9 protein-coding genes and 1 tRNA gene are annotated in these 12,660 nt (G+C 72.2%); 1 reads left to right on the top strand and 9 read right to left on the bottom strand.

Annotation, left to right across the window (positions count from 1 at the left end; all coding sequences use genetic code 11):
- Window positions 1–231: 231 nt before the first annotated feature.
- From thrC to IE332_RS11710, 5 genes are all read right to left on the bottom strand, one after another.
- Window positions 232–1,332, bottom strand: a complete 1,101-nt coding sequence (gene thrC / locus IE332_RS11730) for a threonine synthase (RefSeq protein ID WP_189915720.1) — start codon at window positions 1,330–1,332, stop codon at window positions 232–234.
- A 9-nt stretch (window positions 1,333–1,341) separates the two neighbouring features.
- Window positions 1,342–2,634, bottom strand: a complete 1,293-nt coding sequence (locus tag IE332_RS11725) for a homoserine dehydrogenase (RefSeq protein ID WP_189915719.1) — start codon at window positions 2,632–2,634, stop codon at window positions 1,342–1,344.
- 137 nt (window positions 2,635–2,771) lie between these two features.
- Complete coding sequence (lysA, locus tag IE332_RS11720; RefSeq protein WP_189915718.1) at window positions 2,772–4,163, bottom strand: diaminopimelate decarboxylase; 1,392 nt, start codon at window positions 4,161–4,163, stop codon at window positions 2,772–2,774.
- A gap of 93 nt (window positions 4,164–4,256) precedes the next feature.
- A complete protein-coding gene (gene argS, locus IE332_RS11715; RefSeq protein ID WP_189915717.1) occupies window positions 4,257–5,912 on the bottom strand; it encodes an arginine--tRNA ligase in 1,656 nt (551 codons plus the stop codon).
- 94 nt (window positions 5,913–6,006) lie between these two features.
- Window positions 6,007–6,507, bottom strand: coding sequence for a response regulator (locus IE332_RS11710; protein WP_189915716.1), 501 nt, complete (start codon window positions 6,505–6,507; stop codon window positions 6,007–6,009).
- A gap of 205 nt (window positions 6,508–6,712) precedes the next feature.
- On the opposite strand from IE332_RS11710, the gene IE332_RS11705 reads away from it, so the two are divergent.
- A tRNA-Arg gene (locus IE332_RS11705) sits at window positions 6,713–6,784 on the top strand.
- 112 nt (window positions 6,785–6,896) lie between these two features.
- Here the strand turns inward: IE332_RS11705 and IE332_RS11700 are convergent.
- The 4 genes from IE332_RS11700 to IE332_RS11685 form a co-directional block, all read right to left on the bottom strand.
- Window positions 6,897–7,880: a trypsin-like serine peptidase gene (locus IE332_RS11700; protein WP_189915715.1), complete on the bottom strand. Its 984-nt coding sequence runs from the start codon at window positions 7,878–7,880 to the stop codon at window positions 6,897–6,899.
- A 107-nt stretch (window positions 7,881–7,987) separates the two neighbouring features.
- Window positions 7,988–8,947 carry a carbohydrate kinase family protein gene (locus IE332_RS11695; protein WP_229928524.1) on the bottom strand — a complete coding sequence of 320 codons (960 nt, stop codon included), beginning with the start codon at window positions 8,945–8,947 and terminating at the stop codon, window positions 7,988–7,990.
- Window positions 8,948–9,029: 82 nt separating this feature from the next.
- Entirely contained in the window at window positions 9,030–10,688 is a 1,659-nt protein-coding gene (locus IE332_RS11690; protein WP_268256558.1) for an MFS transporter, read from the bottom strand.
- Window positions 10,689–10,872: 184 nt separating this feature from the next.
- A complete protein-coding gene (locus tag IE332_RS11685) occupies window positions 10,873–12,579 on the bottom strand; it encodes a DUF885 domain-containing protein (RefSeq protein WP_189915714.1) in 1,707 nt (568 codons plus the stop codon).
- Window positions 12,580–12,660: the final 81 nt, after the last annotated feature.

Raw genomic sequence — 12,660 nt, 5'->3', positions numbered from 1 at the left:
ATGTGCCACACGGCCGAACCCAGAGTATCGAAGAGAGGTTCCCAAGCGGTACACCCCGTGGGTCCCCGGTCTGGTGTGTTGCCGGTTCTGGCCGGAATACACACCACTCTCAGTCAAAGAGAGGGGCGAAATCGGATCGGAATGCGCAGCGGAATTGACACAAAAGTGTCAGCGGAGAACTTTGACGGGTCGACCCCCGAAAGGGTCGACCCGTCGAAGTGTCAGACCCCGTTACCGGTCGAGCAGGCCGAGGCTGCGGGCCGCGGTCTCCGGGTCGACCGGGACGATCTGCGGCTGCGGCGCGCCGGCCACCGCCCAGTCCGGGTCCTTGAGGCCGTTGCCGGTCACGGTGCAGACGATCCGCTGGCCCGGGTCGACCAGACCGGCCTCCGCCTTGGCCAGCAGACCGGCCACCGAGGCCGCCGAGGCGGGCTCCACGAAGACGCCCTCCTGCGCGGCCAACAGCCGGTAGGCGGACAGGATCTGACGGTCCGTCACCTTGTCGATGAGGCCGCCGGACTCGTCCCGCGCGGCGAGCGCGAAGTCCCAGGAGGCCGGGTTGCCGATCCGGATCGCGGTGGCGATGGTCTGCGGCTTGAGCACCGGGGCGCCGTCCACGATCGGGGCCGATCCGGCGGCCTGGAAGCCCCACATCCGCGGCGTGCGCGACGCCAGGCCGTCCGCGGCATACTCGCGGTAGCCCTTCCAGTACGCGGTGATGTTGCCCGCGTTGCCGACCGGCAGGACGTGGATGTCCGGGGCGTCGCCGAGCATGTCGACGATCTCGAAGGCCGCGGTCTTCTGGCCCTCGATCCGCACCGGGTTCACGGAGTTGACCAGGGCCACCGGATACTTCTCGGACAGTTCACGCGCAAGGGTGAGGCAGTCGTCGAAGTTCCCGTCGACCTGCAGGATCTTCGCGCCGTGCACCAGCGCCTGGCCCATCTTGCCGAGGGCGATCTTGCCCTGCGGGACGAGCACCGCGGAGACCATCCCGGCCCGCACCGCGTACGCGGCGGCGGAGGCCGAGGTGTTGCCGGTGGACGCGCAGATGACCGCCTGCGCGCCCTCCTCCTTGGCCTTGGAGATGGCCATCGTCATCCCGCGGTCCTTGAAGGAGCCGGTCGGGTTGGCGCCCTCGACCTTGAGGTAGACCTCGCAGCCCGTGCGCTCGGAGAGCACCTGGGCGGGGACCAGGGGCGTGCCGCCCTCCAGCAGGGTGACCACCGGGGTGGCCGCGGTGACCGGCAGGCGGTCCCGGTACTCCTCGATCAGGCCGCGCCACTGGTGGGTGTGCGCGCCTCGGACGACGTTCTCGGCAACGGCGTTCATGGCTGTTCCTTATTCCCCTTCGACCCGCATGATGCTGGCCACGTCCCGCACGCTGTCCAGCGCGCGGAGCTTGTCGACCGTCGCCGACAGCGCGGCGTCGGTGGCACGGTGGGTGACCACGACGAGCGAGGCGTCGCCGTCGCGGCCCTGCTGGCGCACGGTGTCGATGGAGACGCCGTGCTCGGCGAAGACGGACGCCACCTGGGCGAGCACACCCGCGCGGTCGTCCACGTCCAGGCTGACGTGGTAGCGGGTGACCACCTCGTCCATCGGCTTGGCGGGCAGCTGGGTGTACACCGAGTCACCGGGACCGGTGGCGCCGGCCAGCTTGTTGCGGCAGACCGCGACCAGGTCGCCGAGGACCGCGGAGGCGGTCGGCGAGCCGCCCGCGCCGGGACCGTAGAACATCAGCCGGCCGGCCGCCTCGGCCTCGACGAACACCGCGTTGTACGCCTCCCTGACCGAGGCCAGCGGGTGCGAGAGCGGGATCATCGCCGGGTGGACCCGGGCGGTGACGGACTCGCCGTCGGCCGCCCGCTCGCAGATCGCGAGCAGCTTGACCACGCAGCCCATCTCCTTGGCGGAGGCGATGTCGGCCGCCGTCACCTCGGTGATGCCCTCGCGGTAGACGTCCGCCGCGGTGACCTCGGTGTGGAAGGCGATGCCGGCCAGGATCGCGGCCTTGGCGGCGGCGTCGAAGCCCTCGACGTCGGCGGTCGGGTCCGCCTCGGCGTAGCCCAGCGCGGTGGCCTCCTCCAGCGCCTCCGAGTAGCCGGCGCCGGTGGTGTCCATCTTGTCGAGGATGAAGTTGGTGGTGCCGTTGACGATGCCCAGCACCCGGTTGACCTTGTCGCCCGCGAGGGACTCGCGCAGCGGGCGCAGCAGCGGGATCGCGCCCGCCACCGCGGCCTCGTAGTACAGGTCCACCCCGGCCCGGGCGGCCGCCGCGTGCAGCTCGGTGCCGTCCTGGGCGAGCAGCGCCTTGTTGGCGCTGACCACCGAGGCGCCCTTCTCGAAGGCGGCCAGGAGCAGGGATTTGGACGGCTCGATGCCGCCCACGACCTCGACCACCACGTCGATGTCGCCCCGGGTGACCAGGGCCTCGGCATCGGTGGTGATCAGGTGCTCGGGTACGCCCGGGCGCACCCGCCCGGCCCGCCGGACCGCGATCCCGGCCAGCTCCACCGGGGCACCGATGCGAGCGGCGAGGTCGTCGGCCGTCGTCGTCATGATGCGCGCCACCTCGGAGCCCACCACACCACAACCCAGCAACGCCACCTTCAGCGGGCGCGTACGCATCATCCGACTCCGCTCTGCATTCATCGTGCTTCGGTATTTCCGGCGGTTTTCCTGCACCGCCGGGAACTTCGGTCCGTACCAGTCTCCGGGACTTTCCGCACGGATCTACGGTCGTTCCATGATCTGAGACAAGGATTTCGTCATCCGATATCCAGACGCAGGAGATCCTCCTCCGTCTCGCGCCGGACGATCACCCGCGCCGCACCGTCCTTGACGGCGACCACGGGGGGCCTGAGGGCGTGGTTGTAGTTGCTCGCCATCGAGCGGCAGTAGGCGCCGGTGGCGGGCACCGCGACCAGGTCGCCGGGGGCCAGGTCGGCCGGCAGGAAGGCGTCCCGGACGACGATGTCGCCGGACTCGCAGTGCTTGCCGACCACCCTGACCAGCATCGGCTCGGCGTCGCTGGTGCGCGACACCAGGGCCACCGAGTACTCGGCGTCGTACAGCGCGGTGCGGATGTTGTCGGACATGCCGCCGTCCACGCTGACGTAGGTGCGCAGGCCCTCCAGCGGCTTGACGGTGCCGACCTCGTACAGCGTGAACGCCGTCGGGCCGACGATCGCGCGGCCCGGCTCCACGCTCAGCCGGGGCGCGTCCAGGTTCGCGGCGGCGCACTCGCGGCGGACGATGTCGGCCAGCGCGGCCGCGATCTCGGCCGGCTCGCGCGGGTCGTCCTCGCTGGTGTACGCGATGCCGAGGCCGCCGCCGAGGTCGATCTCGGGCAGCTGGACGCCGTGCTCGTCACGGATCAGCGCCAGCAGGCCGACCACCCGGCGGGCGGCCACCTCGAAGCCCGCCGTGTCGAAGATCTGCGAGCCGATGTGCGAGTGGATGCCGCGCAGTTCCAGGCTGTCCCGCGCGAGCACCCGGCGCACCGCCTCGGCGGCCGTACCCCCGGTGAGCGAGAGGCCGAACTTCTGGTCCTCGTGCGCGGTGGCGATGAACTCGTGGGTGTGCGCCTCGACGCCGACGGTGACCCGGATCAGCACCTGCTGGCGCACGCCCTGGCGGGCGGCGATCCCGGCGAGCCGCTCGATCTCCTCGAACGAGTCGACCACGATGTGCCCGACGCCGGTCTTCACCGCGTGCTCGAGCTCGTCCACCGACTTGTTGTTGCCGTGCAGCGCGATCCGCTCCGGCGGCATCCCGGCGGCCAGCGCCACCGCCAGCTCGCCCGGGCTGCACACGTCGAGGTTGAGGCCCTCCTCGTGCAGCCAGCGCACGACCGCCTTGGAGAGGAACGCCTTTCCGGCGTAGTAGACGTCCGCGTCGGCGCCGAAGGCGTCCCGCCAGGCGCGCGCCCGGCCGCGGAAGTCGTCCTCGTCCAGCACGTAGGCCGGGGTGCCGAACTCGGCGGCCAGCCGCTTGACGTCGATCCCGCCGACCGTGGCCACGCCCTCGGCGTCGCGGGTGACGGTGCACGACCAGACCTTGGGGTCGAGCGCGTTCAGGTCGGTCGGCGGGGCCTGGTAGTGGCCCTCGGGCAGGACGTCACCGTGGCGGGGGCCAGCGGGGTGTGCGGAGCGACTCATGTCTCTCTGAACTTCTTCCTTGACCTATGGCGAGGGGCGGCGACGGTCCTCGTTGACCGTCAGCCGCCCCCGCTGTGCGCTTGGGGGTGGTGCTTACATCCGCTCGGGCGCCGTCACGCCCAGGAGCGTGAGGCCGTTGGCGAGCACGGTGCGCGTCGCCTCGACCAGCCAGAGGCGGGCGTGCGTGAGGTCCGTGACCTCGTCGTCGCCCTTGGGCAGGACCGGGCAGTTGTCCCAGAAGCGGTGGTACGCGGCGGCCAGGCCCTCCAGGTACACGGCGACCCGGTGCGGCTGGCGGAACTGGCCGGCCTCGGCGAGCACGCCGGGGAACTCGGCGAGCTTGCCCAGCAGCTCGTTCTCCCACTCCGTGCTCAGCAGCTCGGGTTTGTAGTCCGCCGCGCGCGTGATGCCCATGTCCGCGGCCTTGCGCCGCAGCGAGGACATCCGGGCGTGCGCGTACTGGACGTAGAAGACCCGGTTCTCGTTGGTCTGGCTGGTGAGGACGTTGATGTCCAGCGTGATCGTCGAGTCCGTGGAGGAGCGCGCCAGGGTGTAGCGGGCCGCGTCCACGCCGATCCACTCGACGACGTCGTCGATCGTGATGATGTTGCCCGCGCGCTTGGACATGCGGACCTCTTCGCCGTCGCGAAGCATCTTCACGAACTGGCCGATCTTCACCTCGATGTTGTGGTCCATGTCGTCGCCCGCGCAGGCCGAGATGGCCTTGAGGCGGTTGACGTACCCGTGGTGGTCGGCGCCCAGCATGTAGAGCGCGACCTCGGCGCCGCGGTCCCGCTTGGACAGGTAGTACGCGGCGTCGGCGGCGAAGTAGGTCTTGTCGCCGTCGGCCTTGATCAGGACGCGGTCCTTGTCGTCGCCGAAGTCGGTGGTGCGCAGGAAGACGGCACCGTCCTGCTCGAAGACGTGGCCCTGCTCGCGCAGCCGCTCGATGGCCTTCTCGACGGCGCCCGAGTCGTGCAGCGTCTTCTCCGAGAACCACACGTCGAAGTGGGTGCCGAACTCGTCCATCGAGCGCTTGATCTCGGCCACCATGAGCTTGAGGCCCTCGGTGCGGAAGACCTCCAGCTGCTCGGCCTCGGGCAGGTCGAGCACGCCCGGGATCGCGTCGGTGAGCGCCTTGGCGATGTCGACGATGTACTCGCCGACGTAGCCGCCCTCGGGCACCTCGCGGCCGTTCGCGGCGGCCTGGAGCGAGGCGGCGAACTTGCTGATCTGCACGCCGGCGTCGTTGAGGTAGTACTCGGTGGTGACGTCGGCACCGGAGGCCCGCAGCACGCGCGCCATCGAGTCGCCGACGGCGGCCCAGCGGACGCCGCCGATGTGGATCGGGCCGGTCGGGTTGGCGGAGACGAACTCCAGGTTGATCTTCAGGCCCTTGAGGGCGTCGTTGCGGCCGTAGGCCTCGCCCGCCTCGACGACGGTGCGGGCGAGCGCACCGGCGGTGGCGGTGTCCAGGGTGATGTTCAGGAAGCCCGGACCGGCGATGTCGACCTTGGCGACGCCGGTGATCCCTCGCAGGCGCTCGGCCAGCAGTTCGGCAACGGCTCGCGGCGGCTTGCCGGCCGCCTTGGCGAGCTGGAGGGCCACGTTGGTCGCGTAGTCGCCGTGGTCCCTGTTCTTGGGCCGTTCGACCGTCACGTGCTCGGGCACGGCGACGGCCAGCTCGCCCGCCTCGACGGCGGAGCTCACTGCGGCCTGGATTGCCTGGGAAAGGTCTGCGGGGGTCACGACGCCAAGCGTAGGCGAGACGGGGTGCCCGCCCGCCACTCGGTTTACCGGTTGAGACGCCCGGGGGCGCCGACGCGCCGTCCGGCCCGGGGTCTCAGCCGCGATCCGTCCGCTCTGTTCGCTCAGGGCGAAACCCCCCGGGGCGCCCGCCGCGCTGCCCGCCGGCCCCGCCGCCGAACCCGCCGTCGCGTTCACCGCCGACCTCCCCGGCCAGTTCGCCGCCGAGCCGCATCAGGCGGCGGACCAGGGCCACCAGGTCGGCCGGGTCGAAGGGCTTGCCGAGGTAGCCGTCCACCCCAACGGTCTCCCCCAGGTCCAGGTCCGCCGGGGTGCAGGCGCTCACGATCGCGATCGGCAGCCGGCGGGTGTCCGGCGTCGCCCGCAGCCGGGCCGCCGTCCGCAGGCCGTCCAGCCGCGGCATCATCACGTCCAGCGTCACCACGTCGGGCTTCACCCGGCGGATGACCTCCAGGCACTCGGCGCCGTCGGCGGCGGTCACCACCTCGAAGCCCTCGAGCTCCAGGTTGACCCTGATCAGCTGGCGGATCACCTCGTTGTCGTCCACCACGAGGACCCGCCCGGACACTCCCGACACCTCACCGAGGTTATCCGCGGCCCCACCGCCCCGTCCGGCCTTTGGACACTTCCGCTCCGCCGCGGGCCCGCCGCCGCCCCGACGGCCTTCCACCCCAACGATCTTCCGGGCCCCGACGATCTTCCCGGAAACCTGTGCGCGGACCACGGCCCGGGCCTGGTAGTGTTCTCCACGTCGGAAGCGCGAGCCACCGACAGGCCGACAGGCCCCCGTAGCTCAGGGGATAGAGCACCGCCCTCCGGAGGCGGGTGCGTAGGTTCGAATCCTACCGGGGGCACTTCGCAGCAAGTGCAATCAGGGCCCAGATCAGTGGAGTTGATCCACGGATCTGGGCCTTCGTCATGTCCGGAGGCGGCTCGCCCGCACCCCCGGGCAGGACGCCCCCGGGGTCAGGACGCGGCGGTCTCGGCCTGGGTGTAGAGGGCCGCGATGGTGTGGTCGAAGTAGGCGCTGTAGGACACGTCGTCGGTGTCGCCGCCCTGCTGGTAGCCGCCGATGGCGCCGATCACGTCGCCGGTGGCCGCGCTGATCCAGGGGCCGCCGCTGGTGCCGGCCGGGTAGGACGGGCACTGGACGGCCCGCTGGTAGGCGCTCTGCCGGGCGGTGGTGTTGGTGCAGAGGTTCGGCTCCTCGGCGTCGGCGGGGTAGCCGTAGAGGCGGACGGTGGCGTCGAACGGCTCGTCGGTGCCCAGGTGGTTGCCGCCGACCACGTCCTCGACCTTGCGGCCGTTGCTGGGGGCGGTCTCCAGGATCGCGAAGTCCTCGTCCACGTCGCCCTTCTGGGCCCAGTTGCTCGTGGTGTGGATCGCGGTCACCTGCCAGGTGCCGTACGGGGCGGAGCCGTCGCGGTAGCCCGGGGCGAAGGTGACGCCGTCGGTGCTGCTGAGGCAGTGCGCGGCGGTCAGCAGCAGGTTGCCGGTGGCGCTGTGCAGCACGCTGGCGGTGCAGAAGTGGTTGCCGGCCGCCACCGAACCGCCGAACAGGGCGCCGACGGTGGCGGTTTCGCGCGCGTCGGCGGGGGCGGGCGCGGTGGTGCCGGGGGCGGTGGTCGCACCGGCCGTCGGGGTGGCGGCCGCCGGGGTGTCGGTGGGCGCGGGCAGGTCGGTCGGGCTCGGCGCCGGGGTCGGGCCGTCGGTCGGCGTGGGGGCGGCGACCGGGGCGGCCGCCGTGGTGGGGACCGGCGCGGGCGCGACGGCGGCCCGGGTGGAGCGGGCGGCCTTCCCGGCGGCCTTCCCGGCGGCCGTCGCGTCGGACAGGTCCAGCCCGTGCGTCCCGGCGACCACCGCGGCCACCACCACGGCCGAGAGCCCGGTGAACAGGGTCGGGGCCAGAAGTCGACGACGGCTCGGCTTCGGACGGCGGTGCTGACCCATGTTCCTGCTACTCCTGCCGTCGGTCGGTGGCGGTGCTCGGTCAACGACTATGACGGAGTTGCCTGCAAAGGTCGTTACCGGCGGCTTGGAGCTCGATGAGAAATCCGTCACTCCGGCCGGAACCGCGCGAGCGCGGCCTCCAGTTCCGCCGCCCCGAGGAAGGCCGTGTGCGTCCCGGCGGCGGTGCAGGCGAAGGCTCCGGCCACCGAGCCGGCCCGGGCGCAGTCCAGCGGCGGGCGGCCGCGGAACCAGGCGTGCAGGAAGCCGGAGACGAAGGCGTCCCCGGCGCCGTTGGTGTCCACCACCGGGCGGCCCGGGTCGACGGCGGGCAGGTGGTGCGGCGTCCGGTCGTCCCGGGTGAGCAGGTGGCAGCCCTCGGCGCCCGCGGTGGCGACGACCAGCCGCGCCCGGCCCTCGGCGAGGATCGCGCGCATCACCTCCTCGTGCCGGCCGCGGCAGCCGGCCACCGAGAGGAAGACCAGGTCGGAGCCGAGCGCGTAGTCGCGGTGGTGCGGGTCGGCGCCGTCCCAGTCGTGCAGGTCGGTGGAGGTGGTGCGGCCGAGCCGGTGCAGGTCCGCGTACATGTCCCGGTTGACGCCGGTGATGGACAGGTGGACGTGCCGGCTGCGCTCGGCGTACGGCAGGTAGAAGTCGCGCGGCAGCCGCAGGTCGGCGGGGTGGCGGCCGTCGTAGAAGGAGAACCGGCGGCCGGCCGCGTCCACCAGGTTGATCCCGCGCGGGGTGCCGTGCGGGCTCACCAGGTGGGCGAAGTGCAGGCCGTGGCGCCGGTAGGCGGCGCGGACCAGGTCGCCCTGCGGGTCCTCGCCGAGGAAGTCGAGGAAGGCGGTGCGCAGGCCGAGGTGGTGGGCGCCGAGGGCGACGCCGTTGCCGGTGTGGCCGACGTAGTCGCGCACCGGGCCGACGGACCGCGAGTCGCCGGGCGGGATCTCCAGCCGCTCGACCCGGACGATGCTGTCCACCCCGGCGCCGCCGACGACCAGCAGGTCGAACTCGGGCGCGGCGGACCCGGGCGGCGTGGCCGTGGACGGCGTGGTCTCGGGCAGCACGGCGGCGCCTCCTTGATCCCTGGACGGTGGCCAGGAGTCAAGCAGGCGCCGGAGGTTGACTGCAAGACCTTGCTGCAACTTTTCAATCGGTCGGTGGCCGCTCCGCCCCCGCCTCCGTCCGCACCTCGCCGCCGGCCCGGACGTTGGCCTTGACGTCGGCCATGGCGGCCTCGCGCGGGCTCGGCCGCCCGTCCACGGCCCGTACGGCGGTGGCTCCCCCGGCGGTTTCCGCGACCGGTTGCGCGACGGGTTCCGTGACAAGTTCCGCGCCGCCCTGGACGCCGGTCGCCTCACCGGGCGCCGGACGGTGGTTGATCATCAGGAACGCGACCAGCGCGGCGAGGATCAGCACCCCCATCGCCACCCAGGTGGCGACCGCGTAGCCGTGCACCGCGCCGTGGGCCTGCACCGCCGGATCGGAGGCGATCCGGCTGGACAGATAGGTCGCGGTGGCACTGGCCGCGATGGTGTTCAGCAGCGCCGTACCGAAGGAACCGCCCACCTGCTGGGCCGAGTTGATGGTGGCCGACGCGGCGCCCGCCTCGTTCGGGGCGACCCCCAGGGTGGCCAGGCTCATCGACGGCATGAACACCAGGCCCATGCCGAAGCCGAGCAACAGCTGGGCCGGCAGCACCATGGCGGCCCACGGGCTGTCCACCTTCATCTGGGTCAGCCAGGCCATGCCGCCCGCGGCGAGCAGCAGACCGGGGGCGATCAGGTTCCGGGACGGCACCCTGGTCATCAGCCGGGCCGCGAAGCCCGTCGAACTGATGATGATCGCGGCGGTCATCGGCAGGAACGAGACCCCGGACATCACCGGCGAGAAGTGCTTGATCACCTGGAGGTAGTAGGTCAGGAACAGGAACAGGCCGAACATGCCGACCATGGCCAGGCCGACCGAGAGCGCGGCGCCGCCGCGGTTGCGTTCACCGACGATGTGCAGCGGCAGCAGCGCGTGGTCGGTGCGCTTCTCGACCAGGACGAAGGCCGCGAGCAGCACGACGCCGAGCCCCAGTGCGCCCAGCACCAGCCAGTCGACCCAGCCCCGGGTCACGGCCTCGGAGGTGCCGAACACGATGGCGAGCAGGCCGGTGCACCCGAGCAGCGCCCCCGGCAGGTCCAGCTTGATCCGCCGCCCCTTGGCGACGTGGTCGCGGGCGAGCACCCAGCGGGCGGCGAAGGCGGTGGCGATCGCGATCGGGGTGTTGACGAACAGGCACCAGCGCCAGTCCAGGTACTCGGTCAGCACGCCGCCGGTGATGAAACCGATCGCGGCGCCGCTGCCGGCGATCGCGCCGAAGATGCCGAAGGCCGTACTGCGCTCCCTGGGGTCGGAGAAGGTCGTCGAGAGCAGCCCCAGCGCGGAGGGGGCGAGCAGCGCGCCGAACGCGCCCTGCAGGGCCCGGGCGCCGAACAGCATGGCCGGGGTGACGGCCGCACCGCCGATGGCCGAGGCGAGGGCGAAGCCCAGCAGGCCGACGGTGAAGACGCGTTTGCGTCCGAAGAGGTCGCCCAGTCGGCCGCCGAGCAGGAGCAGGCCACCGAAGGCGAGCGTGTAGGCGGTGATCATCCACTGCCGGTCGGCGTCGGAGATCCCCAGGTCCTTCTGGGCCGACGGCAGCGCGATGTTCACGATGGTGATGTCGAGGACGATCATGAGTTGGGCGACGGCGATGACGGCCAACGCCCACCAGCGTCGGCTGTCCGTGCCCTCATGACCGGTGGCAGCTTGGGCAGTCACTGATCGAACCTTCCGGAGTGTGGCGGAGAGGTCACGCAGTCGCCTTCCAGCCAATACCCGGGCCCGACGCGATGGCAAGGAAAAATATTGCCAAATCGGACTTTTGGGACAAAAGAACCAGGCCCCTGGGACTCCGGGACGAGCCCCCGGGACCTGGTTCTCCGCGCCCGGTCCTCCGTGCCTCCTACAGCGCCGAGAGCTCCTCGACCAGGTCGTCCAGCCCCAGCGAGCCCTGCGAGAGCGCCGCCATGTGCCAGGCCTTGAGGTCGAACTCCTCGCCGCGCGCCTCGTGCGCCGCCTTCGCCGCCGCCCGGCCGCGCAGCCAGGCGCGCTCGCCGAGCTTGTAGCCGATCGCCTGGCCGGGCATGCCCAGGTAGCGGACCAGCTCGCTGTCCAGGAAGTCGTCGGTCAGGCCGCAGTAGCGGCCGAAGAACTCGCGGGCGTGCTCCGGGCTGACCGGCGCGCCCGGCTCGTACGGGGAGTCCGCCGGGAAGTCCAGGCCCGCGTGCATACCGATGTCGACGATGACCCGCAGCGCCCGCATCATCTGCGCGTTGAGGTAACCGAGGCGGTGGCCCGGGTCGGTGAGGTAGCCGAGCTCGTCCATCAGGCGCTCGGCGTACAGCGCCCAGCCCTCCAGGTTGGCGCTGACCCCGCCGAGGCTCACCTGGTAGGTGGAGAGCCGGTCCGCGACGTGGTTCCACTGCGCGAGCTGCAGGTGGTGGCCCGGCACGCCCTCGTGGTACCAGATCGACACCAGGTCCCAGAGCGGGAAGCGCTCCCGGCCCAGCAGCGGCAGCCAGGTCCGCCCGGGGCGGGTGAAGTCCAGCGACGGCGGGGTGTAGTACGGCGCGGCGGCGCTGCCGGCCGGGGCGATCTTCGACTCGACCCGGGTGATCGGCTCGGCCAGGTCGAAGTGGACGCCCTGGAGGTCCCGGACCGCCTGGTCCATCAGGCCCTGCAGGTGCTCCCGGATGCCCTCGGCGCCCTCGACGGCCGGGCCCTCGGTGCCCAGCCAGGCCATCGCCGCCATCGGGTCGGCGCCCGGGAGGACCTTCTCGGCCTCGACGCGCATCTGGGCGAGCAGGTCGTGGAACTCCGTCCAGGCCCAGGCGTAGGCCTCGTCCAGGTCCAGGTCGGCGCCGGCCCAGTAGCGGACCCACCGGCGGTAGCGCTCGCGGCCCACCGCGTCCGGGGTGCCGGCGGCGGCCGGGCCGTACACGTCGCGCAGCCAGTCGCGCAGCGCGGCCAGCCCCTCGGAGGCGGCCACCGCGTGCCCGGACAGCTCGGCGCGCAGGGACTCCGGGGCGTCCTGGACGAACTGGCCGAACCATCCGCCCGTCACCTCACCCTCCAGCCACTCGGCGATCTGCCCGACCACCGTGGTCACCTGGCGCGGGCCGGACAGCAGGCCGCGCTCGATGCCCTCGGCCAGGGTCTGCCGGTACTGCTCCAGCGCGACCGGGACCTTCGCCAGCCGGCGGCCGACCACCTCCCACTCGGCCTCGGTGCCGGTGGCCATCAGGGTGAAGGACTCCCGCAGGTCGTGCACCGGGGAGGCCAGGTTGCGGACCGCGCGGAAGTCCTCCCCCGCGTCGTGGACGGCCAGTTCGGCGGTCAGCCGCTCGCGCAGCAGCCGGGCGCAGCGGCGCTCGGACTCGTCCTCGGCGAGACCGGCGCGCTCGGCCTCGTCGAGCCGCGCCAGGGTGCGGCGGCCGAGGTCGGCGATCGCGGCGCGACCGGCCGGGGAGAGGTCGGGCAGCCGGTCGTCCTCCGGGTTGAGGCCGAGGTAGACCGCGGTCAGCGGGTCGAGCTCGGCCAGGGCGCGGACGTAGTCGTCCGCGATGCGGCGCGGGGTGCCGCCGTCCGCGGTGATCAGTTCTTCAACCATCCGGACATCATTTCGTGGCGCGGCCCGTTTGCAACCCCTTTGCCACCGGCATCCACCGGCGCGTACGGGAGGCCGGAGCGG

Source organism: Kitasatospora xanthocidica, from assembly GCF_014656195.1.
Lineage (GTDB): Bacteria > Actinomycetota > Actinomycetes > Streptomycetales > Streptomycetaceae > Kitasatospora > Kitasatospora xanthocidica.
The sequence above is the reverse complement of the archived record's forward strand: the minus strand, read 5'-3'. Positions and strand labels throughout refer to the sequence as shown.